This is a genomic window from Vibrio sp. RM-69-4, assembly GCF_024743775.1.
In the GTDB taxonomy this organism is placed as follows: Bacteria; Pseudomonadota; Gammaproteobacteria; order Enterobacterales; family Vibrionaceae; genus Vibrio; species Vibrio anguillarum.
Genome location: NZ_JAMQXI010000076.1, coordinates 39,023 through 62,688, shown reverse-complemented (window position 1 = coordinate 62,688; position 23,666 = coordinate 39,023). Strand labels below are relative to the sequence as shown.

The 23,666-nt window shown below is 45.3% G+C and carries 17 protein-coding genes; 5 read left to right on the top strand and 12 right to left on the bottom strand.

The genetic code is table 11. The features are described from left to right. Positions 1-19 precede the first annotated feature (19 nt). Both NB504_RS12460 and nudF read right to left on the bottom strand, forming a co-directional pair. The gene (locus NB504_RS12460; RefSeq protein ID WP_258429006.1) at positions 20-454 is read right to left on the bottom strand and encodes a DUF1249 family protein; all 435 of its coding nucleotides are present in this window, start codon (positions 452-454) and stop codon (positions 20-22) included. Beyond that, positions 442-1,071 carry an ADP-ribose diphosphatase gene (gene nudF / locus NB504_RS12455; RefSeq protein WP_258429004.1) on the bottom strand — a complete coding sequence of 210 codons (630 nt, stop codon included), beginning with the start codon at positions 1,069-1,071 and terminating at the stop codon, positions 442-444. Before nudF ends, NB504_RS12460 begins: the two co-directional genes overlap by 13 nt. Positions 1,072-1,305: 234 nt before the next feature. On the opposite strand from nudF, the gene tolC reads away from it, so the two are divergent. After that, on the top strand, positions 1,306-2,616 hold the full coding sequence (tolC, locus tag NB504_RS12450) for an outer membrane channel protein TolC (protein ID WP_258429003.1): 1,311 nt from the start codon (positions 1,306-1,308) through the stop codon (positions 2,614-2,616). 83 nt (positions 2,617-2,699) lie between these two features. On the opposite strand, the gene hldE is transcribed toward tolC, so the two are convergent. The 4 genes from hldE to NB504_RS12430 all read right to left on the bottom strand — a co-directional run bounded on the left by hldE (position 2,700) and on the right by NB504_RS12430 (position 10,327). Beyond that, entirely contained in the window at positions 2,700-4,130 is a 1,431-nt protein-coding gene (gene hldE / locus NB504_RS12445) for a bifunctional D-glycero-beta-D-manno-heptose-7-phosphate kinase/D-glycero-beta-D-manno-heptose 1-phosphate adenylyltransferase HldE (protein ID WP_017046498.1), read from the bottom strand. A 63-nt stretch (positions 4,131-4,193) separates the two neighbouring features. Next, positions 4,194-7,040 carry a bifunctional [glutamate--ammonia ligase]-adenylyl-L-tyrosine phosphorylase/[glutamate--ammonia-ligase] adenylyltransferase gene (gene glnE, locus NB504_RS12440; protein WP_258429002.1) on the bottom strand — a complete coding sequence of 949 codons (2,847 nt, stop codon included), beginning with the start codon at positions 7,038-7,040 and terminating at the stop codon, positions 4,194-4,196. A gap of 126 nt (positions 7,041-7,166) precedes the next feature. After that, positions 7,167-8,423, bottom strand: a complete 1,257-nt coding sequence (locus NB504_RS12435) for a methyl-accepting chemotaxis protein (RefSeq protein WP_013856051.1) — start codon at positions 8,421-8,423, stop codon at positions 7,167-7,169. Positions 8,424-8,803: 380 nt separating this feature from the next. Further along, entirely contained in the window at positions 8,804-10,327 is a 1,524-nt protein-coding gene (locus NB504_RS12430) for an inorganic triphosphatase (RefSeq protein ID WP_029189885.1), read from the bottom strand. A 204-nt stretch (positions 10,328-10,531) separates the two neighbouring features. Here NB504_RS12430 and NB504_RS12425 point away from each other — a divergent pair, with 204 nt between their 5' ends. The 3 genes from NB504_RS12425 (at position 10,532) to NB504_RS12415 (ending at position 13,383) form a co-directional block, all read left to right on the top strand. Then, a complete protein-coding gene (locus NB504_RS12425; RefSeq protein WP_013856047.1) occupies positions 10,532-11,212 on the top strand; it encodes a TIGR00153 family protein in 681 nt (226 codons plus the stop codon). A 144-nt stretch (positions 11,213-11,356) separates the two neighbouring features. Next, positions 11,357-12,616, top strand: coding sequence for an inorganic phosphate transporter (locus NB504_RS12420; RefSeq protein ID WP_026027278.1), 1,260 nt, complete (start codon positions 11,357-11,359; stop codon positions 12,614-12,616). Between the two features lie 158 nt (positions 12,617-12,774). Beyond that, positions 12,775-13,383 (top strand): TIGR04211 family SH3 domain-containing protein, encoded by a 609-nt coding sequence (locus NB504_RS12415; protein ID WP_026029138.1) that lies wholly within the window; start codon positions 12,775-12,777, stop codon positions 13,381-13,383. A 62-nt stretch (positions 13,384-13,445) separates the two neighbouring features. On the opposite strand, the gene NB504_RS12410 is transcribed toward NB504_RS12415, so the two are convergent. Beyond that, positions 13,446-14,213: a general secretion pathway protein GspB gene (locus tag NB504_RS12410; RefSeq protein ID WP_088721291.1), complete on the bottom strand. Its 768-nt coding sequence runs from the start codon at positions 14,211-14,213 to the stop codon at positions 13,446-13,448. Continuing rightward, the gene (locus tag NB504_RS12405) at positions 14,213-15,811 is read right to left on the bottom strand and encodes an ExeA family protein (protein ID WP_258429001.1); all 1,599 of its coding nucleotides are present in this window, start codon (positions 15,809-15,811) and stop codon (positions 14,213-14,215) included. Before NB504_RS12405 ends, NB504_RS12410 begins: the two co-directional genes overlap by 1 nt. An 88-nt stretch (positions 15,812-15,899) precedes the next feature. On the opposite strand from NB504_RS12405, the gene NB504_RS12400 reads away from it, so the two are divergent. Then, entirely contained in the window at positions 15,900-17,111 is a 1,212-nt protein-coding gene (locus NB504_RS12400) for a multifunctional CCA addition/repair protein (protein ID WP_258429000.1), read from the top strand. A gap of 116 nt (positions 17,112-17,227) precedes the next feature. On the opposite strand, the gene eno is transcribed toward NB504_RS12400, so the two are convergent. From eno to relA, 4 genes are all read right to left on the bottom strand, one after another. Then, positions 17,228-18,529, bottom strand: a complete 1,302-nt coding sequence (gene eno / locus NB504_RS12395) for a phosphopyruvate hydratase (RefSeq protein WP_013856041.1) — start codon at positions 18,527-18,529, stop codon at positions 17,228-17,230. Between the two features lie 79 nt (positions 18,530-18,608). After that, a complete protein-coding gene (locus tag NB504_RS12390) occupies positions 18,609-20,249 on the bottom strand; it encodes a CTP synthase (RefSeq protein WP_013856040.1) in 1,641 nt (546 codons plus the stop codon). A 223-nt stretch (positions 20,250-20,472) separates the two neighbouring features. Next, entirely contained in the window at positions 20,473-21,270 is a 798-nt protein-coding gene (gene mazG / locus NB504_RS12385) for a nucleoside triphosphate pyrophosphohydrolase (RefSeq protein WP_258428998.1), read from the bottom strand. A gap of 134 nt (positions 21,271-21,404) precedes the next feature. Further along, positions 21,405-23,627 carry a GTP diphosphokinase gene (gene relA, locus NB504_RS12380; protein ID WP_017046490.1) on the bottom strand — a complete coding sequence of 741 codons (2,223 nt, stop codon included), beginning with the start codon at positions 23,625-23,627 and terminating at the stop codon, positions 21,405-21,407. Between the last annotated feature and the right edge of the window lie 39 nt (positions 23,628-23,666).

Here is a 23,666-nt window from a genome sequence, read left to right as displayed (position 1 = left end):
TTTTCATCTATGACGAAGACTAAATTGGAGCTCGGCTAATCCCGTACTTTAAACAGAAAGTAAGCCAATCGCCTAAAAAGCGATTGATTTGCGCTTTCTCATCTTTTTGCATCATTTGTTCATTCGGGTAATCATAGCGAGCTTTGATCTGATTTATCCGCGCACTTGCACACACTTCGGAAACACGTGCATCGTGGTAAAGCCTGACAGACATCGACGGTAATGGAAATACTGAAACGTCATCACTCTGACAAATCTCCACTAAAGTTGTGTACTTTGTGACCTCTAGCACTTGTAATTGATAGGTCATTTGAGCAGCCTGATAACAGCGTAAGTCACCCACGCTCGGCTGACTTGGTAACAAAGCGTTCAATTTCGCGTAGTTAGTTTCGTACACACGCATTAGTTCCGATAAATCAACGTGATATGGTTTTTTCAATGCTAATTCTGCCATTGCAATTGTAACTGTTGATAGTTTAGCTCTAACCATTGTAAAGCGATAATTGAGGCACCATTCTCAATTTGGCCGTTTTTCACTAAGCGGTAAGCCTCTTCACGGCTCATGACATGAACTTTGATGTCTTCACCTTCATAGTCAAGCCCATGTACGCCTTTAGCTTGCGTTGCATCGATTTCACCAACAAAGACGTCGAGTAATTCAGAGCATCCACCAGATGATGGATAATAAGAGCTAATTTTTTCGATTCGGTTCACTTCAATTCCCGCCTCTTCCATCGCCTCTCGACGAATAACCTGCTCGGACGTTTCATTAGGGTCGATGACTCCAGCAATAATCTCCAGTTGCCAAGGATGGGCGTGCTCTAGTGCTCCAACTCGAATTTGCTCTATAATCACGACTTCATCACGCGCAGGATCATAAGGAAGCATAGCCGCAGCATGACCTCTTTCAAACATTTCTCTTTCAATCTCCTCACTCCATCCACCTTCAAACAACTTGTGTTTAAAGCGGTATTTCACCATGCGGAAAAAACCTTGGAACAGTGTTTCTTTTGAAATGACCTCCACATCTTGGGGCGTAAAAATGTTGTACTGTTTGTCAGACTGCTGCATTTGAAACCTCGCTCAGTGAATCTCATAGTTTAATCATGGAATTCATCCATCACCAAGGATATTGCTCAACTTTTTATATAAATTTTATATTTATTTTTAAACGAGCATCGAATTTTATTGCACAGATGGACAGTTATGTGTAAAAAAGTGCAAAGTTTCGAGTGAATTACCACCAATTTAAGTTAAACTCCTTAAAAGTAACCTTCTTACATATTAAGGCAGGGAATAGGACCAATGAAAAAACTGCTTCCACTATTCATCAGCGCAGCATTAGGCAGCCTGAGTTCTTCAGTATGGGCGGATACTCTTACTGAAATCTATAATCAAGCCAAAGAAAATGATCCTCAGTTACTGAGCTCTGCTGCTCAACGTGATGCTGCATTTGAAGCGGTAACATCTAGCCGTGGCGATCTGTTACCACAAATCAACCTGACCGCTGGTTACAATATCAACCGCAGTGATATTGATGCACGCGAAAGTGATAAGCTCACAGCAGGCATCAGTTTCTCTCAGCAGCTTTATCAACGTTCAAGTTGGGTTTCTTTAGACACGGCAGAAAAGAATGCACGCAAAGCGGATTCTGCCTATGCGGCTACCCAGCAAGGTCTGATTTTACGCGTTGCACAAGCCTATTTTGAAGTGCTTCGCGCCAAAGATAACTTGGCATTTGTCCGTGCAGAAAAAGCGGCAGTGGCTCGTCAATTAGAGCAAACGAAACAACGTTTTGAAGTCGGTCTTTCTGCAATTACTGACGTGCATGACGCACAAGCGCAATACGATGGCGTGCTTGCTGATGAAGTTTTGGCAAAAAATAGCCTCACTAATAGTTATGAAACCTTGCGTGAAATTACCGGGCAAGAACATTCTGATTTAAGTGTGTTGGATACTAATCGTTTTTCAGCCAGCAAAACAACACAGCCGATTGATGCTCTGCTTGAAGAAGCCCAACAGAAAAATCTCTCTTTGCTGACCGCTCGTATTGCTCAAGATGTCGCGAAAGATAATATTTCATTAGCAAGTTCAGGGCACTTACCCTCACTGACTCTTGATGGCGGCTACAAGTACGGTGATGAAAGTAATAATAACAGCGGCTCTTCTAAAGGAGATTATAACGATTTTAATGTCGGTATTAACCTTGCGGTGCCATTGTACACTGGCGGAAAAACCACTTCGCAAACCAAACAAGCTGAATTTGCGTACGTTGCTGCAAGCCAAGATTTAGAAAAAACGTATCGCAGCGTTGTGAAAGATGTACGCGCATTTAACAACAACATCAATGCCTCTATTGGCGCTTTACGTGCTTATGAACAATCAGTTATTTCAGCGAAATCAGCACTGGAAGCGACCGAAGCAGGGTTTGATGTCGGTACGCGAACTATTGTTGATGTGCTTGATTCAACGCGCCGTCTCTACGATGCGAATAAAAATCTCTCTAACGCACGTTATGACTATGTACTGAGCGTACTGCAATTGCGTCAAGCGGTAGGCACATTGAGCGAGCAAGATATTTTAGATATCAACGCTGGCTTAAAAGCAGACAGCTAAAAGTAAAAGCCGCTGAATTTTCAGCGGCTTTTTTGTAGCGATTGGCTCATTTTATACAAAATGCCAAAGGATATGGCGCGATGTTAGCCTCTGCCGCCTTTAATCGCTTCAATAATTTCTGTGGTTGAGCAACCATCTTCAAAGTTCAACACTTTGACTTCTCCACCCGCAGCAATCACTTCTTCACCACCAGCGATATCTTCAGGTTTATAGTCACCACCTTTCACCAGTAAGTTAGGTAGTACAGCCGCAATCAAACGCTGTGGCGTATCTTCAGAAAAAGGAACCACCCAATCGACAGCGCCCAATGCAGCCAGTACCGCCATGCGGCGATCCGTTGTATTGACTGGGCGACCTGGGCCTTTTAAACGCTTAACCGACTCATCCGTGTTGACCGCGACAATCAGGCGATCGCCCAATTTGGCTGCGTGGTTAAGATAAGAAACATGTCCTGCATGCAAAATATCAAAGCAACCATTGGTCATCACCACCTTTTCGCCCTGAGCTTGAGCCACTTTTACCGCATCAATTAAGGCTTGTTCACTGATGACACCATAATCAGTATCTTTGCTACCGTGAACCGCTTCCGCTAGTTCAATGGTTGATACGGTTGACGTGCCCAGTTTACCAACCACAACACCCGCCGCCGCATTGGCTAATGCACACGCTTCATCAAGTCGTTTACCTGCTGCAACTGATGCCGCCAACACTGAAATCACCGTATCTCCCGCGCCCGTTACGTCATACACTTCTTTGGCTAATGTTGGTAAATGGAATGGCTTCTGATTGCGTTGTAACAGTGTCATGCCATGTTCGCTGCGAGTCACCAAGAGTGCGCCAAGATCAAACTGTTCAATCAAGGCAAAGCCTTTTTCTACTAGCTCTTGCTCTGTTTTTACTTTGCCTACGACCTGTTCAAATTCAGACATGTTAGGTGTGAGCAATGTTGCGCCACGATAACGTTCGAAATCGGCTCCTTTAGGATCGATAAAAACGGGAACGTTGGCTGCACGTGCTTTTTGGATCAATTGCTGCACATGCTCTAATGCACCTTTAGCGTAATCGGACAAGATCACCGCTTTCACTTTCGGTAACGCCAGCTCCATGCGAGATAAAATCAGTTCTGGATCGGTGTTCTCAAACTTATCTTCGAAATCCAAACGGATCAGTTGCTGGCCTCGGCTTAGCACGCGTAATTTTGTAATGGTTGGATAATTTGGCAGAGCAACAAAATCACAACTCACCTTCAACGCTGTTAACGTTTCAGTCAGAACGTTAGCAGGCTCATCCACGCCAGTTAAACCAACAATGTGCGCATGACCGCCCAGCGAAGCAATGTTCATTGCAACGTTTGCCGCGCCGCCTGGACGTTCTTCGCTATTCTCTACTTTTACTACAGGAACGGGGGCTTCTGGTGAGATGCGACCGGTTGGGCCATACCAGTAGCGATCAAGCATCACATCGCCAATAATCAATACACCTGCATCATTGTAGTCAGGTAGGATTGGTTTCATTGTGGATCTCCAATTTTTGTTATTGCGCTGAGTGTAACACAGCTCATTGAGTCTCTAAAACACTCAACCTAGCCACTGCTGCCAAGCGTTTGTGACTCGTTTTCGCAGGTCAACAAACTTACTTTCGTCAACATCCGCATCCAAGTTAAGCAAGTTTCGATGATGGATCTGATTGCGCATCGAAGTATAGGCATCGGTGAGAGCCTGCGCTTGTTCTTTGTCCATCACACCTTGGTTCAGTAGTGACTCAAAAATTCGCACGTTGTCTGACCAAAATGTCAACTTTGGCTTTTCATGACTAAAACGCAGCACTAGATATTGAGCTAAAAACTCAATATCAGTGATGCCACCAGCATCTTGTTTAAGCATAAAACGGCCACTTTTCTTTCCCCCCAAATGATCGCGCATTTTTATCCGCATCGCGACTACATCCTGCTTGAGCTTGGTTTCATCTCTTGCCAATGACAAAATCTCATGACGGGTGCGATGGAAAGCCTGTTGCAGTGGCTCATCACCATAAATCATTCGGGCACGAACTAAGGCTTGGTGTTCCCACGTCCACGCTTCATTGCGCTGGTATTCATCAAACGCTTCAGCGGGGCTAACTAACAAACCGGACGCTCCGGACGGGCGCAAACGAGTATCAACTTCATACAAAATACCAGAGGCGGTACGAGTGGCAAAAATGTGGATCACGCGCTGGGCTAAGCGCAAATAAAACTGACGGCCATCAATCTCTTTTGCGCCATCAGTGTAACAATCCACTGGGCAGTCATGGAGAAACACGATATCAAGATCGGAATTGTAGCCCAACTCCCAGCCCCCCACTTTGCCATAGCCAACGACTGCAAACCCTTTACCATCCCTCTCTTTTAAATGAGTGGGTTGGCCGTATTTTGCACTGACTTGCTGCCAAGCTTGGTTGATCACGGCTTCAACGATGGCTTCAGCAAGGTAGGTTAAGTGATCGCTCACTTTCATCACAGGCAAAGCACCGGTAATATCAGCAGCAGCAATACGCAAAATGCAGATCTGCTTAAATTGGCGTAATCCTTCCATTTGCTGCTCCATATCCTCTTCGGGAATACGAGCAAGAAAATCACGCAGTTCAGTTTTATAAGCAGACAACTCGATTGGATTATAGAGATGCTGCGGGTCGATAAGTTCATCGAGTAAAATGGGGTAACGACTAAGCTGTTCCGAAATCATCGGGCTTGCGGTACATAAACGCACCAGCTGCGTCAATGCCGCAGGGTGTTCATCTAGCAGCTCAAGGTAAGTGGTTCGAGTCACAATTTTGTACATCAAATGCAGCACACGAGGTAAGCCAAACTGCGCATCTGGGTGAATGAAAATCGCTTGGAACAGTTTTGGCATCAACCGGTTTAATACATCTCGTCCGCGTGGGCCCAGCGTTTTTTTCGCCAAATCCTCTTTAAATTGGATCAATACATGCGCCATACCGGCAGGATCATCACAGGTAAGCTCTTGTTGAAAAATCGTTTCAAGTACATCAGGCTTGTGCGCCATATCCCACAGCTCGTGAAAATGTTTAGCAACGCACTGGTCATCATCTTCTTCATCATCGCCAATCAGAGTTGCAAATACTTGATGTACTTTGGTCATGTGTTGATGCGTTTCGTGAAACAGCGTTACCCAGTCAGTGCATTGCATAGCAACAGCTAAGCGAAGTTGATCCAGTTCATTGTCTGGCAAGGTTTGCGTCTGCTTGTCGGCCATCGCTTGCAATAGGTTCTCAAGGCGACGTAAAAACAGATAAGCTTGTCGTAAATCGGCCACTTCTTGCGGTTTGAGCAGGGCAAGTTCTTCTATTGCAACCAGTGTTTCTAATAGTCCACGCTGACGTAAACTGGGTTCTCGTCCACCGCGAATTAACTGAAATACTTGTGCGATGAATTCAATTTCGCGGATCCCGCCTGCGCCTAATTTGATGTTGTTATGCAGCCCTCGACGTCTCACTTCGCTGCTGATCATCGATTTCATACGGCGCAGAGATTGAATGGCGCTAAAATCGATGTAGCGGCGGAACACAAATGGTCGCAGCATTTGACGCAACTCTTGGTACTGCGAATACATTTCCCGCCCCATTACTCGAGCTTTGATCATCGCATAACGCTCCCAATCACGCCCTTGCTCTTGGTAATAATCTTCGAGCGCCGCATAGCTCATCACCAGTGGGCCACTTTCACCAAAAGGACGCAAACGCATATCAACTCGGTAGCAAAAACCGTCAAAGGTATGTTGATCCAACGCTTTAATGATTCGCTGGCCTAAACGGGTAAAAAATTGCGCATTCGCGATGCTGCGGCGAGCGCCTTGTGTTTCACCGTTTTCAGGATAAGTAAAAATGAGGTCGATATCCGATGAGAAGTTCAACTCACCGCCACCTAACTTGCCCATACCGATGATCAGCATAGGTTGTGCTTCACCTTGGTCGTTAGTTGGCGTTCCCCACTCGAAGCAGCAAACAGCGTACTGCCACTGGTAAGTCTCAAAAATGAGTGCTTCCGCCAGTGCTGAAAGATGTGCAAGGCTCTCTTCTAACGTCCAACTGGAGGTAAAATCTCGCCAAGCGATGTACACCATTTCCCGGTTACGAAACTGACGCAAAATACGATGCCCTGACATTTCATCTTTGCACTCTTCTAGCTGTATAGCGAGATCGTCTCGGTAATGCTCTAGCCTTGACTCTCCCGCCAACATTTCCGGTAATTGCATACACAACCGTTCATCTCGCAATAATGCTTCATTGATAAACTGGCTCATCCCGACCACATACAACAGCTGTTTTTTCAATGGCTCGGACCACTGTGCAATGCTCGGTTGTTGCTCTAGCAAATGTTGATAGGTTGTGTGCGCAAAAGCGTGAAGTGATGAAGGCAGTAACATGAGACATCCTTGTGAATTGAGACCAATGCAGTCGCTAGAAGGCTATTTATAGCAAACTTATATCAATAAAAAACGCCCAACAACAAGAATTGTGGGCGTTGATTAAAGGATCGAATTTCTACAGAGTTAGACTTTGAACATCGTAATTTTCCGATCTAACTCTTCGGCGTTGCTTTGCATGATCTCTGATGTTTCAAGCAACTCACCAACCACTGTTACTGAAGCTTCAACGAGCTCCCTCACATTGGTTAGATTTTGGTCCATTTCCTGAGCCACGCTAGTTTGCTGCCCAGCGGCCGTTGCGATTTGGATATTCATGTCATTGATCCGTTGCACTTGATTCACAATACCATCTAATTCAGTGCCCGCATTGGTAACCAGCTCAACTCCTTCAGCCGCTTCAACTACACTTTTTTCCATTAAATCAACAGCTGAATTGGCACTATTTTGTAATTGAGAAATCATCTCCTGGATCTCAATCGTCGCTTTTTGGGTGCGCTGCGCTAAGTTACGCACTTCATCGGCTACCACCGCAAAACCACGCCCAGCTTCACCAGCCCGAGCCGCTTCAATAGCTGCATTGAGCGCGAGTAGGTTGGTTTGTTCGGAAATACTTTGGATGGTTCCAACAACACTGCCAATCGCAACCACTCGTTCTTCAACTTGGTTGACGGCTTGCGCTGATGCCGCGATATCCTTCGATAGCTCACTCATCTTAGTGATGGTGCCTTTAACAAAACGCTGACCAGTTTCTGCTTGACCTGACGCTTGCTCGGTTAGTGCTGATGCATTTTGTGCATGCTCTGCGACCGTTTGCACCGTGGATGTCATTTCACTCATGGCGGTGGCCAATTGGTCAATTTCGTTAAACTCTTCTTGAGCCGAATCTTTGGTTTCTGACATGCTGATGGTCATGACTTCAGTAAGTGACGAAAGCTCTTGTGAGGCATCCACTTGCATCTTAATGACGTCTTGCAACTGGCGGCGGGTTTTCTCAAGCTCTCGCGCAACGTCGCCGTACTCATCTTTACATTCCATATTAATCGGTGTGGAAAGATCACGACTTGCCATCAACTTAATTGAATCACTTAAATATTGTGTTTGGCGCAGCATGACTTTGGCTGCGGCGAGTAAAAGCACAACAAAAACGATGATCATGAATGCCGTTTGCCATACTACTTGAGTCAAATAAGCATCATAGTGTTGCTGAGCGATTTCGGTATTCTGAGTTGCTGCAAGCAGTGATTCGTAAAAAGTACGAGCATCCCAAAGCTGCTTTGCGATGATCAATACTGTACTAAACACCATCAGCATAACCATTTTAGGAACGAGACGAATATCGGTAATCAAACGTTCCCATGGCTTAAATGCCATTGTTGCCATTGTCAGTTCTCCACTATGTCTTATATGTTGAAATTTCGGTAAGTAAGCAAACTCAAAAACTAAAAAGCTATTTATTTTGAGCTTCGTATGAAAAAAGATGATATCAAAGATGAGACAAATCCAATGTGTTTATTGTTGCTGATCCACTCACTCATGGCATTATTTGTGATCTCAGGCTTGTTGTTCATCCCTGTCAATCATGATACCTGTTAGGTTTCTATCGACCCTGATTTTTTGAACTGTAGTCGTTTCGTTGTGCAACCTGTTGGAGATTTGATCTCATCCACAAATCAATTGCAATTAATGAAACTAAATGAGCAGAGATATAAAAAAGAGACACCGCAGTATCTCTTTTTCATTTTGACTATGAGCCATGTGGATTAGCGACTTTTACGCCAATAAGGCTCGGCTTCAATGCCAATTTGTCGCGTCTGCTCCATCGCATGAACAATGGAGTTTTGTTGGCGAATCAGCCATCGCTTGAGTTGTTCTTGTTCGTCTTCTTGCAACTTGTCGATCAAATTCTCTAGCGGCTTGAGCATTAATAAATCATCTATTCCTTGCAGTAAATCAGCCCAAGGGAGACGGAAGTTTTTGCGTTCTTCAATATCATAAAGGCTCGCAAAACCGATGCCAGTGTAGAGATTACGCATTAAACGATACTGCTGATCAATATACTCTTGAGGGCTTAGCTCAACTTTAGGAGGAAAAGCTTCCATTAACTCGGCCCATGTGCGATCCAACTGCTTCACCGAAAACGAACCGACGTTACGCGCCATTTTTTCTCTGGCTTTATCGTCCAAGAAGGGTTGCCATCCACGGCTCAAAATCCAACGACTGAGATCAAGCAGTAACCCAGTATACCGCGCCGAACTGAGTAGCTTTAAGTTTTCTTCCCGATTAGGTAGTGCCTCTTGCTGCTCTTTTAACTCGGCGATGATAAATTTACGAGCGTCCAGTTTACGCAGTGCGTGGCCTTTATCTTCAAGCAGATTTGTTAGGTAGTCATGAGTTTTTAACCACGATAACTCTTGCTCCAACCATTTTAATTCCTGACGTAAAATAGCGCTGGCGCGACGTGGCACAATGCCGCCATAAATGCTCAAGATCTGGCGTAAAAAACTGGTGGCGTGGCTTATCTCATGTAACGCCGGAATTGAATCGCGCTCGGTGTAGATCTGTTCATGGTGATGCCAATGGGATAATGCATGCTCTAGCGAGTGAATAAAACACTCTTCCACGCTGTCAGTACTGACTGTATTGACCAAGGTTAAGGCGTGAACTTCATCACCTTGATAACCAGACGCAAGACGATAGCCTCGCGCCGCTTTACTCAAGTTACCCAGACGCATACCACCGTGCTCACAAAACTGGCGAGCTAACGTAAACAAGGCATCCGTTTGCCCCGATTTCAACTCCAGCTCCACTTCGCAGATAGGTTCTTGTTTTTCACCTGCAACGACAAAGCCTTGATCGAAAGCCACTTCAACTTGGCTGCCATCGGCCATGCCAATCAACCACTGCTCGCGTGTGAAGTTGGTCGAAAATAGAGGCATCAGTTCAGATTGTAAGGTCGTAATATCTTTACCTTGTGGCCAGATATCTTCCGGATGAAGCGTCAAGTTCGGTTCATTGCTGTTGTGCTCAGCATTGTATTCTGGTCTTTGGTGCAACCCTGCAACGACTCGACCAGCCGTTTTAACAGTTTGAACATACACATCATCAAAGCGACGAATACGAAGCCCTGTGTCGTGTTGACGCAACCAGTTGTCAGGTGTATCGAAGTAAGTGTTCCCTAACGCTCGACAACTGTGCTGAAGTACTTTGATTTCAGAGATCTTGTAACGCAAAATTTCCGAAAATTCTGGTGAAACAAAAAACTTCAGTTCTATCTCGGTTTCCATAACTAACCCTTTCAAAGCAGATAGCGAAAGAATATGGCCTAATGCACAGTGGGGCAAGTAACAAATATCACCGGAATGATGATCTAAAACAGTTTTAATGAGAGATTTAATGGGTTAACATGCGCGCCTTTATAGCCATCGCTCAACATTTCGCCATGAATGGTGTATGTTATTTTAAGGTTATATTTTTTAGGTTGAACGACCATGCCAGTAAATACAATTATGGGGTTATTTGCAAAGTCCCCTATAAAGCCTTTGCAGCGCCACGTTGTGTGTGTGAATGAATGTTGCTCTCACTTAGTCAATTTCTTTGAAGTTTGTTCAAAGGGTGACTGGGAGAAAGCAGGTGAAATTCGAGCCCAAATTTCTCATTTAGAGAAAGAAGCGGACGTACTCAAGCGTGAAATTCGTCTTAAACTACCACGCGGTTTATTTATGCCTGTCGATCGTACTGACATGCTAGAGCTGTTAACTCAGCAAGATAAACTGGCCAACCTTGCAAAAGATATTGCAGGCCGTGTCTACGGTCGTCAATTGATCATCCCAGAGCCTCTTCAAGAAAACTTCATTGCCTACGTAAAACGCTGCCTTGATGCAGCAAATCAAGCGCAAAAAGTGATCAATGAGCTCGATGAGTTATTGGAAACAGGATTTAAAGGTCGTGAAGTCACACTGGTGGCGGAAATGATCAATCAACTGGATGTGATTGAAGATGACACCGATGCGATGCAGGTTCGACTCCGCCAACAATTAATGGCTATTGAGTCGAAAATGAATCCGATCGATGTAATGTTCTTGTACAAAATTCTAGAATGGGTGGGCGGCATTGCCGATCAAGCTCAGCGCGTTGGCGCTCGTCTTGAACTAATGCTTTCTCGCTCTTAAATCAGTAAGTTAACCAAATAACGAAGAGCAAAACTTGATCCATCAGCTTAGGCGTTGATTATTTTCTCCGCTGATGGTTTTGACTCGCTTCGAGAAAATGAGTCCAGTTATGCTCCGCTTGTTATCAAAAGACTAGGTATTACGATGGATATCCTTGCGAACTACGGCACTGTCCTGATTCTTGTTGCAGCCGCTTTTGGCTTCATGATGGCGATTGGTATTGGTGCAAATGATGTTGCTAATGCAATGGGAACTTCAGTAGGCTCAAAAGCGCTAACCGTAAAACAAGCTATTATCATTGCGATGATTTTTGAATTCGCTGGTGCATATTTAGCGGGTGGTGAAGTAACCGAAACCATTCGTAACAGCGTCATCGAACCCGCACTTTTCGCTCACCAACCCGACGTTCTTGTTTATGGCATGATGTCTGCACTTCTCGCCGCCGGAACATGGTTATTGTTGGCTTCATACATGGGTTGGCCTGTATCAACGACTCACTCTATCATCGGCGCCATTATCGGATTTGCCTGCATATCCGTCGGCCCAGAAGCGGTTGATTGGGCCTCAGTAAAAGGCATCGTAGGCAGTTGGATTGTCACCCCAGTCATTTCTGGTTTGTTCGCCTACTTAATCTTCGTCAGTGCTCAACGATTGATTTTCGATACTGAAAATCCACTGATGAATGCCAAACGCTTTGTTCCTATTTATATGTTCATCACCACTATGGTGATCGCACTGGTTACCATCAAAAAAGGCCTTAAACATATAGGCTTACACCTGAGCACCGGTGAAGCATGGTTATGTTCTGCGGCGTTATCAGGCCTTGTTATGGTCGGTGGTTACTACTACATCAAGAGAAAATTTGCCAACCGCGAAGAAGACCATGGGTTTTCCGGTGTTGAGAGCATCTTTAGCGTATTGATGGTGATCACTGCGTGTGCAATGGCTTTTGCGCATGGTTCAAATGATGTAGCTAACGCGATTGGTCCTCTGTCTGCGGTGGTTTCAACTGTTGAAAGCTTGGGTGCTGTTAGTGCTAAAAGCTCAATTGCTTGGTGGATTTTGCCACTGGGTGGTTTTGGTATTGTGGTTGGCCTAGCTACCCTTGGTCACAAAGTGATGGCGACGGTCGGTACGGGTATCACTGAACTGACGCCAAGCCGTGGCTTTGCCGCTCAATTGGCAACAGCGTCAACGGTCGTATTGGCATCAGGTACTGGCCTTCCAATCTCAACCACACAAACACTTGTTGGTGCGGTATTAGGTGTTGGTTTTGCTCGTGGAATTGCGGCATTGAATCTAGGTGTGGTGCGTAATATCGTTGCTTCATGGATTGTCACCTTGCCAGCAGGCGCTTTACTTGCGGTCATTTTCTTCTATGCCCTGCAAGCAATATTTGGCTAATACAATAAGTCAATAGATTGTAAGTGCAATGTCATTAATTGACTCAAACGCACAGAAAGGGAGGCTTAGCCTCCCTTCTTTGTTGCACCAATCAACGAAACTTCTTAATATTTGTCGAAAGCATTTTAATACCTCATTTGATAGCTAAAGGACTTATCGTGAAAAAACTGATCTGCATGGTTTTACTGACCATGTTGGCTGCGCCAACGTTTGCGCAAGACCGCTATATTGCGGACAAACTCTTTACTTATATTCATTCAGGTCCAAGTAACCAATTTCGCATTCTCGGTAGCATCGATGCAGGAGACAAAGTAAAGCTGCTTGATGTTAATAACGATACTGGTTATAGCCAGATTGCCGATGAGAAAGGCCGCACGGGTTGGGTTGAAAGCCGTTTTGTCACTCGCCAAGAAAGCATGGCGATGCGTTTGCCTAAATTGGAGAGTGAGCTGGCCGAAGTGAAAAGTAAATTGGCCAATGCAAAGCAAAATGCAGACAGTGAAAAAGCCGGATTGGCCAATTCATTAGAGGCTCGCAATCAACAAATTTCAGAGTTAGAACAAAACTACAGTGATATCAGTAAGCAGCTCACTGATTCACAAACTGAAATTCGCGAACTGCGCGCTAAGCTGGATACTCAGAAAGAGGATCTACTGCTTAAATACTTTACTTATGGGGGCGGCGTAGCGGGTATTGGTCTGTTACTTGGACTAATTTTGCCACACATTATCCCACGCCGTAAGAAACACCCTTCTGGTTGGGCATAATCTCCCTAACAGACTGGATCTATCACTTGAAAAACGGTCACCAGAGAAAGGTGACCGTTTTTTTATCCTTTCCAATCATAAAGAGCTGGGATTTCAATCAATTCACCATCGAAACGTATCAAGGTCGATTGCGGATTGATCTCGACTAATTGCACGCCATTCACCACATCATCACCTACCTTTCGCTCTACGCCATTAATTTTTACCCATCGTTTATCTGTGCGACTTGAATAAACGTGAGTCTGGAAATTCAGCGCTGGGATACGTCCTGAAAAGGTATCAAGATGTTCTGTGAGCAGAAGATGACCTTTTGATGTGTCTCCTACCAGTACGACTTGATCTTTGCCTTGAATCGCCAACTCAACTCGTTGTACCAATTCCGGGGATAATTGACTTAAGTCGAGATCATTAAGGCCAAACTCTTGATCTGCGTTTTTATCTCGCGGCTCACGAGTCGTCAACTGAGTACCATGTAAAGGAGTAAATGGCGGCGTAGAGCTTGTCTCGGTAAGTGTTTTCACTCGTGGTGTATTGGTTTGTAACTCACCAAAGTCAGGGGATTCCAGAACTTGGTAAGCCCCCTCTTGTTGCACAACTTGTGGCGCATTGCGCTTCAATTGTTCTAGCTCATCGATTCGAGCTTGGTATGAATGATAAATAAGATAACCGCAGCAGAGTAACGATGGAGCAAACAACACGGTAAGCGATGATTTCGAGCACCATGAAGATGGCAAGGATTGATTAAACACTGCCACATGAGAAGAGTGCGGCAAGCTTTTGCTCTGGTGGCTCAGCTCTGATTGCTCTAATGCTTTAAGCACTTGCGACATTATCCTTGCTCCTTAGTAATGAGAAGACGAGGTGCGTTGTGTTGAGTCAATAGCTCAAGCCGACTTATAGTGCGAGCCCCAGCAATACCATCGCTGTCCATTTTTTGCCAGCGTTGGAAAAAAGCTACTTTGCGCTTTACCTCACCATCAAATTGTTGATGCCCTGTGGCTTGCTCTCCAAGTAACTGAGACAATTTTTGGTCAAGCAGTTCAACATCATCTCCTTGCATGCCCTGTTTCAACGTTCGAAGTAAATCGTGCTGCCAAATGTAGTGATATTCTCCTGTCCATACATCATTGAGCTGACTTTGGTTAATTTGCACATGCTTTCCTGCCATTAACAATTGCACCTGCTCAGCATTGATCTGGTACAACACCGCATAAGCTTGTGTTTGCTCCGCAGCTAAAGTAAGCACCACTGGCAAATTTAACTGCTTTAATTGGTTGAAATCACCCTGCATACGCTGACATTGAAAGCGTCCTTGTGCTTGAGCATCACAAAAACTATCGGCCAAAGATGCACTGTAACCCCACACTTTATAAAGATCGCTAATGGCCGCTTCCAATGCCTTCGAGCGTTCTAGATCTTGTTCCAATTGAGCACTGATCACCACTTGAGTGATCGGTTCAGGTAATTCAGGGGAAGGCAACGCAAAGCGCATCATGCGATCAATCCATGGCGGGCTAAACCACGCAATGAACACAGCTAACACTAAGCCCGCAATGAGAGGAGAGCGATACGATATTGAAGACGGTACGAGGCGAGCATGAGGCGACTGATAGACAGAGGACTGAAAATTCATGACCTCTTGACCCGCGGTACGCACTAATTCAAATGAGAGCACTTTCACGCCCTGCTGATAGGCTAACTTGAAACTCGCATCGCATACTAAGTTAATTAAACGCGGAATACCGTGGGTCTGTTCCGCTATCCATTTGATACTTTTCTGATCAAACCAATCCTTGTGACCGCCGGCTAACGCTAAACGAAAGTGGATGTACTGCTCTGTCTCTTGAACATTGAGAGGCAGCAAGTGATAACGACCGGTAATACGTTGCGCAAGTTGGCGTAATTGAGGTAATTGCAATTTTTGTTGTAACTCAGGCTGACCAATCAATAAAACCTTAAGTAACTTACGGCTCTCCGTTTCAAGGTTAGTCAGTAGTCGCAACTGTTCCAGTACATCGGCGGCCAGATGCTGCGCCTCATCTATCACTAATAGCGTCTGTTTCCCTTGCGCGTGGTTATGCAGTAAATGATGATAAATTACTTGGCTAAGCGCCTTTAAACTCCCTGAAGATGGGTAAGACAGCGCAAACTCATCACAAATCGCTTCAAGCAACTCGATGTTCGAAAAAGTTGGATTTAAAATAAACCCCGCCTGAGTACTATCATCGAGTGCCGCAAGCATCGCTCTTGCGATGGTTGTTTTGCCAGTCCCCACTTCGCCAGTTAATAGCGCAAAACCACCACCATCACCCAGCCCTGCTTGTAAATGTTGCATCGCTTCACGATGACGATGGCTCAAAAATAGGTAACGAGAGCTCGGTACAATTGAAAATGGCGGCTCGGTAAATCCAAAAAATTCCTTATACATTCTCTCGTCTCTATCATTTCACTGTGATGAAAAGTACCATTACTAACATCAATCGCCAATGGCGTTTCAGCATATTTAAGGTAATCCGGTGCAAGTATACTTAGTTGGGGGCGCGGTACGCGATCAGTTGCTCCATATTGATATCTATGACAAAGATTGGGTTGTAGTAGGCAGCAGCCCAGAGCAAATGCTGGCCACTGGTTTTACTCCTGTAGGAAAAGATTTTCCCGTATTTCTTCACCCGAAAACGAAACAAGAGTATGCCCTTGCTCGCACTGAGCGCAAAACTGGCGCTGGCTACACAGGCTTTGCCTGCTACTACGCACCTGATGTGACTTTGGAAGATGATCTCGCCCGCCGCGATCTGACTATTAACGCCATCGCACAAGATAACGCTGGTAAGCTTATTGACCCCTATGGCGGCCAGCGCGATCTGCACAATCGCCTACTGCGCCATGTTTCTGATGCCTTTATCGAAGATCCACTGCGCGTCCTTCGCGTGGCTCGTTTTGCGGCCAAATTCGCACATTTAGATTTTACCATTGCCGATGAAACCATGGCACTGATGAAACAAATAACGCAATCAGGTGAGTTGCAACACTTAACCGCCGAGCGCGTATGGCAAGAGTGGCAGAAATCACTGGCCACTCAGCATCCAGAAATATTTCTTTCTGTTTTATATGAATGCGGTGCACTTAAAGTGGTATTACCCGAACTGGATCGCCTGTTTGGTGTTCCTCAACCGGAAAAATGGCATCCTGAAATTGATACCGGAGTACACACCTTGATGGTTGCAGCGCAAGCGGCGAAGCTCTCTTCATCGATAGCGGTTCGTTTTGCAGCGCAAGTGCATGACTTAGGCAAAGGAGTCACACCTAAAAGCGAATGGCCCAGCCATAAAATGCACTGTCACACAGGAATTAACATCATTAAAGCCTTGTGCGAGCGGGTGCGTATTCCAAATGAGTGTAAAGAGTTGGCACTGCTCGTCTGCGAGCAGCACTCCAATATTCATCGAGCGGCAGAATTAAAACCCAGCACCAAACTCAAAATACTCGATAAACTCGATGCATGGCGCAAGCCTGAGCGCTTGCAGGACGTTTTACTTTGTTGTCAGGCCGATCATGCGGGTCGATTAGGTTGCGAAGAGACCCCTTATCCGCAACGCGATATTTTTCTCAAAGCTTATCAAGCGGCACTGAGTATCGATGTACAACAAGTGATCCGTGATGGTTTTCAAGGGAAAGCGATCAAAGAAGAACTTGATAAACGACGGATCGCAGCAATTAGCGCGGTGTAAATCTTTCCCTTCTTAACTCGCAATTCAAAATGCGAGTTGCGATAGCAGAAAAAACAAAACGCCCTGCATTGCAGGGCGTTCTTTAAAGTAATGATGCTAAGCTGTACCCCGTGGGATTAAGCTTGACCTTTCACTTCTTTAAGACCGTTGAAAGGAGCACGACCAGCTAGCGCTTCTTCAATACGGATTAGTTGGTTGTACTTAGCAACACGGTCAGAACGGCTCATAGAACCCGTTTTGATTTGACCTGCTGCTGTACCTACTGCTAGATCAGCGATAGTTGCATCTTCAGTTTCGCCAGAACGGTGAGAGATTACCGCTGTGTAACCTGCGTCTTTAGCCATCTTAATTGCAGCTAGAGTCTCAGTTAGAGAACCGATTTGGTTGAACTTGATAAGGATTGAGTTAACGATACCTTTCTCAATACCTTCTTTAAGGATCTTAGTGTTAGTAACGAATAGATCGTCACCCACTAGCTGAATTTTGTCGCCTAGAAGTTCAGTTTGGTGTTTGAAACCAGTCCAATCAGACTCGTCCAAACCGTCTTCGATAGAAACGATTGGGAATTGCTCAACAAGGCCCGCTAGGTAGTGGTTGAACTCTTCTGAAGTGAACGTTTTGCCTTCACCTTTCATGTTGTAGATGCCAGCGTCTTTGTCGAAGAACTCAGATGCTGCACAGTCCATCGCTAGAGTGATGTCTTTGCCTAGCACGTAGCCAGCCGCTGCAACTGCTTCAGCAATAACTTCTAGCGCTTCAGCGTTAGATTTTAGGTTAGGAGCGAAACCACCTTCGTCACCAACAGCAGTGTTGTAGCCTTTAGACTTCAGAACTTTAGCTAGGTTATGGAATACTTCTGCACCCATGCGTACTGCTTCTTTAAGAGTTTTTGCGCCAACAGGTTGGATCATAAACTCTTGGATGTCTACGTTGTTATCCGCGTGCTCACCACCGTTGATGATGTTCATCATTGGTAGAGGCATAGAGAATTGGCCAGCAGTACCATTTAGCTCAGCAATGTGCTCGTATAGAGGCATGCCTTTCGCAGCCGCAGCCGCTTTTGCGTTCGCTAGAGAAACTGCTAGGATTGCGTTCGCACCGAAGTTAGATTTGTTTTCAGTACCATCAAGGTCGATCATCACTTGGTCGATAGCTGCTTGATCTTTAGCATCTTTACCAACTAGAGCATCAGCAATTGGGCCGTTTACAGCTGCAATCGCTTTAAGAACACCTTTACCTAGGAAACGTGATTTGTCACCGTCACGTAGCTCAAGAGCTTCGCGAGAACCAGTAGATGCACCAGATGGCGCAGCTGCCATACCTACGAAACCGCCTTCTAGGTGAACTTCAGCTTCTACTGTTGGGTTACCACGTGAGTCGATGATTTCGCGACCTAGAACTTTAACGATCTTAGACATTAATGTTTCCTCTCGTTGAATTTAAATGTCAAAACTATAAAGGGCAGCAGCACAACAATTGCAACTGCCCGTATTCTTGTTACTTCTCTGATTCACCGCGTTGGAACTCACCTGCCGCTTTAATAAAGCCTGCAAATAGTGGGTGACCATCACGAGGGGTTGACGTGAATTCTGGGTGGAACTGAGCTGCTACAAACCATGGGTGAGCAGGGTTCTCAATCACTTCAACTAGCTTCTTATCAGCAGATAGACCTGATACTTTCAAGCCAGCTTTTTCAATCTGCGGACGAAGTTTATTATTAACTTCATAACGGTGACGATGACGTTCATGAATGGTTGCGCTACCGTAAAGCTCATACGCTTTGGTGCCTTTCTCTAAATGGCATAGCTGCGAACCAAGGCGCATAGTACCACCAAGATCAGACTTTTCAGTACGCTCTTCTACGTTACCTTCGTCATCTACCCATTCGGTGATCAAGCCTACCACAGGGTATTGAGTCTCTTTGTTAAATTCTGTTGAATGTGCACCTTTCATACCCGCAACGTTACGCGCGTATTCGATCAGCGCCACTTGCATACCTAAACAAATCCCTAAGTAAGGAACTTTGTTTTCGCGGGCATATTGCGCAGCAAGAATTTTGCCTTCGATACCGCGATCACCAAAACCGCCAGGTACGAGGATTGCGTCCAAACCAGTCAGCACTTCCGCACCTTTGGTTTCAACGTCTTGAGAATCGATGTATTTGATTTTCACGCTCAAGCGGTTTTTCAAACCTGCGTGTTTCAGTGCTTCGTTAACCGATTTGTAAGCATCTGGCAATTCAATGTATTTACCGACCATCCCGATCACCACTTCAGCGGTTGGGTTAGCCTCTTCGTAAATCACTTGTTCCCATTCAGAAAGATCCGCTTCCGGTGCTTTAATACCAAAACGGTTACAAACGATATCATCCAAACCTTGAGCTTTGATCAGCTGAGGGATCTTGTAGATAGAATCAACATCTTTCATCGAGATAACGGCTTTTTCAGGCACGTTACAGAACAAAGCAATTTTCTTACGTTCGTTCGCTGGGATAACGCGATCGCTACGACAAACCAAAATATCAGGCTGAATACCGATAGAAAGCAGCTCTTTAACTGAATGTTGAGTCGGTTTGGTTTTCACTTCACCAGCAGCGGCAAGGTAAGGAACTAAAGTCAGGTGCATAAACATCGCGTGTTCACGGCCCACTTCAATCGCAAGCTGACGAATCGCTTCCATAAATGGCAATGACTCGATATCACCAACGGTTCCGCCTACTTCAACGATAGCGACATCGTGACCTTCAGAGCCTGCGATAACGCGATCTTTAATCGCATTAGTGATGTGTGGAATAACCTGAATCGTTGCACCTAGGTAGTCACCGCGGCGCTCTTTACGCAATACATCGGCATAAACACGACCAGCAGTAAAGTTATTGCGCTTGGTCATTTTGGTACGAATAAAACGTTCGTAGTGACCAAGGTCAAGGTCAGTTTCAGCGCCATCTTCCGTGACAAACACTTCACCATGTTGAGTTGGGCTCATTGTGCCTGGGTCAACGTTGATGTAAGGGTCAAGCTTCATCATAGTCACTTTAAGACCACGAGCTTCTAAAATCGCCGCAAGAGATGCTGCCGCAATACCTTTACCTAGAGAGGATACAACCCCGCCAGTAACAAAAATGTAATTTGTCGTCATGTTTAACCTGAAATTGGTTGAATGAGGGAAATGGATTTCTTCTGGACGGGATAAAAATATACCAGAAGCCCTTATTCGCTACAACGTGAAATCTATCACACTGTCATTTTTTATTTTTTGCTTCAAATCAAAGAGCACCGCTTGATATGGCTTATCACACCACTCAAATGAGTCAAATTTGTCTCAATGGGTGGGTTTTATTGTGGATTGCCAACACAGGGTATTACTTCGACTCCAAGCGCTTCACTTCATTCCACATCGCATCCAATTCTTCGAGAGAAAAATCGGTCAAGGTTTTGTGCTGACGTGCCACCAGCATTTCAATGCCTTTAAATCGACGTGAAAACTTTCGATTTGCTTTATTTAACGCCACTTCTGGATCAATTTTTAAGTGCCGAGCAAAGTTAACGGTGGCAAATAATAGATCGCCCATTTCATCCTCTACTCGAACCGGATCAGAGTTAATTTGCAACGCCTCTTCCATGACTTCTTCGATCTCTTCTTGGACTTTATCAACCACTGGGCCGATAGAATCCCAATCAAAGCCATATTGGGCACACTTTTTTTGAATCTTTGTAGCACGTAAAAGAGACGGAAAAGCGTGTGGTATTGAGTCTAGAATACTTTGATCTTTTTTTCCTGCTTGTACCTTTTCTTTGGCTTTTTCAGCTTCCCAATTGGCGTTGATTTGCGCTTCATCCTCAAACTTGGCACCCGAAAAAACATGAGGATGGCGGCGCGTAAGTTTTTCATTCACCGTTTCAACAACTTGCGAGAAATCAAACAACCCTTGCTCTTTCGCCATTTGACTATAAAAAATAACTTGAAATAGCAAGTCACCTAATTCTTCTTTGAGATTAGGCCAATCTTGGTTGTGGATCGCTTCCACCACTTCATAGGTCTCTTCGATTGTGTAAGGAACAACCGTGTCAAAAGTTTGCTTGATATCCCAAGGACAACCTGTTTTTGGGTCACGCAACTGTGCCATGATCTGTTCCAGTTGTTCGATTGGGTGACTCATTTATCTGCTCCTTACATCAATATTTAAAATAAAAAAGCGAGCAGTCATTGCCACTCGCCTTTGAAAACCCAAGGCGCTTGCGTCGCGATTTAATTGCGATTCACGCCAATAAGAGTGTTACTGTGATATGAAATTTAGCCTAGGCGTTTCACCAACATGACATCTTTGATCTGCTCTACTCGCATTGATACTCGTGACAGCGCTTCGATGTTGCTCACTTCAAGATCAAAATCCATGATGATCAACTGTCTTTTGTAGTCGCTACGACTTTTCATGCTGATGACTTTCACTTTCTCATTCGCAAGCAGGGTGGTGATGTCTTTGAGTAACCCACCTCGCTCCATCGCTTCAACGCGCAAAGTCAAAATATAGGTTCCAACAAACCCACGCCCCCAAACGGTATCAATGATGCGTTCAGGTGCGTGATGGCTCAGCTCTTCTAGCTGTTCACAGTCACTGCGATGGACTGAAATACCACGCCCTTGAGTAATGTAACCTTTGATCTCATCACCCGGGATAGGTTGGCAACAGCGCGCTAGGTGTGTCATGAGGTTATCTACCCCTTCCACTACAACGGCATCTTTGTGCGCTCGATGTGGCTGAGCTGGACGAGTTTGCGCATCTTGCAATTTTTGCAGTGCTTGTTGATCTTCTTGCTCAGCGGTCGGCTTATTCACCAAAGCATTGATGTGATTGACGATTTGGTTGATTCGCAAATCACCACTGCCAATGCCGACGTACAGCTCGTCAGGCGTATTGACGTTAAAACGTTTGAGCGCGTATTTATCGGCATCTTTTAGCGTAGCGCCGATTTTGGCTAATTCTGACTCGAGGATCTCTCGTCCGGCTTCAAGGTTTTTCTCGCGGCCTTGTTTACGGAACCAAGCGTTAATCTTGGCGCGCGCACGGCCTGAATGAACAAACCCCGTTGCTGGATTTAGCCAATCACGCGACGGATTCGGCTCTTTCTGAGTGATGATTTCGACTTGATCACCCATAGATAATTTATGAGTAAATGGAACAATACGACCCGCGACTTTGGCACCGATGCAGCGATGCCCTACTTCAGAGTGAATATGGTAGGCAAAATCGAGCGGCGTGGCTCCCATGGGTAAATCAACCACATCACCACGAGGTGTAAAGGCGTAAACGCGATCATCAAACACCTGGCTACGCAGCTCATCGATCATCTCACCCGAATCAGACATCTCTTCTTGCCAATCAAGAAGCTTACGCAACCAAGTAATTTTCTCATCGTAACCGCTGCGGGCAACCGTTGCGCCCTCTTTATATTTCCAGTGCGCAGCAACCCCAAGTTCAGACTCTTCATGCATCTGCTTAGTACGAATTTGAATTTCGATGGTTTTGCCTTCTGGCCCTAAAATCACCGTATGAATGGATTGATAGCCATTCGGTTTCGGATTAGCAACGTAATCATCAAATTCGCTAGGCAGGTGCTTGTATTTGGTATGAACGACGCCCAAGGCGGCGTAACAGTCTTGCAGTTGATCAGCAATAATGCGAACCGCACGCACATCAAACAGCTCATCGAAAGCCAACCCTTTCTTCTGCATTTTGCGCCAGATGCTATAGATGTGTTTCGGACGGCCACTCACTTCAGCATTGATATGAGAAAGCTTCATCTCGGCGCGCAGATCTTCGACAAAATCGTGAATATATTGTTCGCGCACGATGCGGCGCTCTGAAAGCTGCTTGGCAATTTGTTTATAAGTATCGGACTGCTGGTAGCGAAATGCGTAATCTTCAATTTCCCATTTGAGCTGACCAATGCCCAAGCGGTTTGCTAAAGGGGCATAGATATTGGCGCACTCTTTGGCCGCCACACGGCGAATTTCGTCAGGTTCATCTTTTACTTCACGTAAATTACAAATGCGCTCTGCTAATTTGATCACCACGCAACGAAAATCATCCACCATCGCAAGCAGCATACGGCGAACGTTATCCACCTGCTCTGAAGCTTCACTGCCTTGCAAGGTAACGTTTAACTGACCAAGTGCCGCCATCTCTTCGACACCATCAATCAGCTTCACTATGCCTTTACCATAGGTCTCTTCTAAGACTTCACGATCAAAAAGCCCACTACTGACGATAGGAAAGAGCTGAGCCGCGACTAAAGTGGCGCGATCCATCGATAAGGTAATCAGGATTTCGATCATTTCACGGCCGCGCCACAGCAGTAGCGGTCCTTTGGCATGACCTTCTAATAACGTTTCACACTGACGATATACGTCCGTCAGTTTAGAAGCTGTGCTTTTATCTTGATGTAAACTCGCAATCCATTTATCTAGCTCAAACTGTTCGTCTGGATTCAAGTGTGCGCTTCGTACCGCAACCATCTGATTCGTCCTAGTTTTATAGTTTGTGGTATTCGACTA

Coding starts and splice junctions, on each gene's coding strand:
- NB504_RS12460 (WP_258429006.1), bottom strand. CDS start 454: ATGGCAGAATTAGCATTGAAAAAACCATATCACGTTGATTTATCGGAA.
- NB504_RS12390 (WP_013856040.1), bottom strand. CDS start 20,249: ATGACGACAAATTACATTTTTGTTACTGGCGGGGTTGTATCCTCTCTA.
- mazG (WP_258428998.1), bottom strand. CDS start 21,270: ATGAGTCACCCAATCGAACAACTGGAACAGATCATGGCACAGTTGCGT.
- NB504_RS12425 (WP_013856047.1), top strand. CDS start 10,532: ATGCCAGTAAATACAATTATGGGGTTATTTGCAAAGTCCCCTATAAAG.
- eno (WP_013856041.1), bottom strand. CDS start 18,529: ATGTCTAAGATCGTTAAAGTTCTAGGTCGCGAAATCATCGACTCACGT.
- NB504_RS12410 (WP_088721291.1), bottom strand. CDS start 14,213: ATGTCGCAAGTGCTTAAAGCATTAGAGCAATCAGAGCTGAGCCACCAG.
- NB504_RS12430 (WP_029189885.1), bottom strand. CDS start 10,327: ATGGAAACCGAGATAGAACTGAAGTTTTTTGTTTCACCAGAATTTTCG.
- NB504_RS12420 (WP_026027278.1), top strand. CDS start 11,357: ATGGATATCCTTGCGAACTACGGCACTGTCCTGATTCTTGTTGCAGCC.
- tolC (WP_258429003.1), top strand. CDS start 1,306: ATGAAAAAACTGCTTCCACTATTCATCAGCGCAGCATTAGGCAGCCTG.
- nudF (WP_258429004.1), bottom strand. CDS start 1,071: ATGCAGCAGTCTGACAAACAGTACAACATTTTTACGCCCCAAGATGTG.
- NB504_RS12405 (WP_258429001.1), bottom strand. CDS start 15,811: ATGTATAAGGAATTTTTTGGATTTACCGAGCCGCCATTTTCAATTGTA.
- NB504_RS12435 (WP_013856051.1), bottom strand. CDS start 8,423: ATGGCAACAATGGCATTTAAGCCATGGGAACGTTTGATTACCGATATT.
- relA (WP_017046490.1), bottom strand. CDS start 23,627: ATGGTTGCGGTACGAAGCGCACACTTGAATCCAGACGAACAGTTTGAG.
- glnE (WP_258429002.1), bottom strand. CDS start 7,040: ATGTTACTGCCTTCATCACTTCACGCTTTTGCGCACACAACCTATCAA.
- hldE (WP_017046498.1), bottom strand. CDS start 4,130: ATGAAACCAATCCTACCTGACTACAATGATGCAGGTGTATTGATTATT.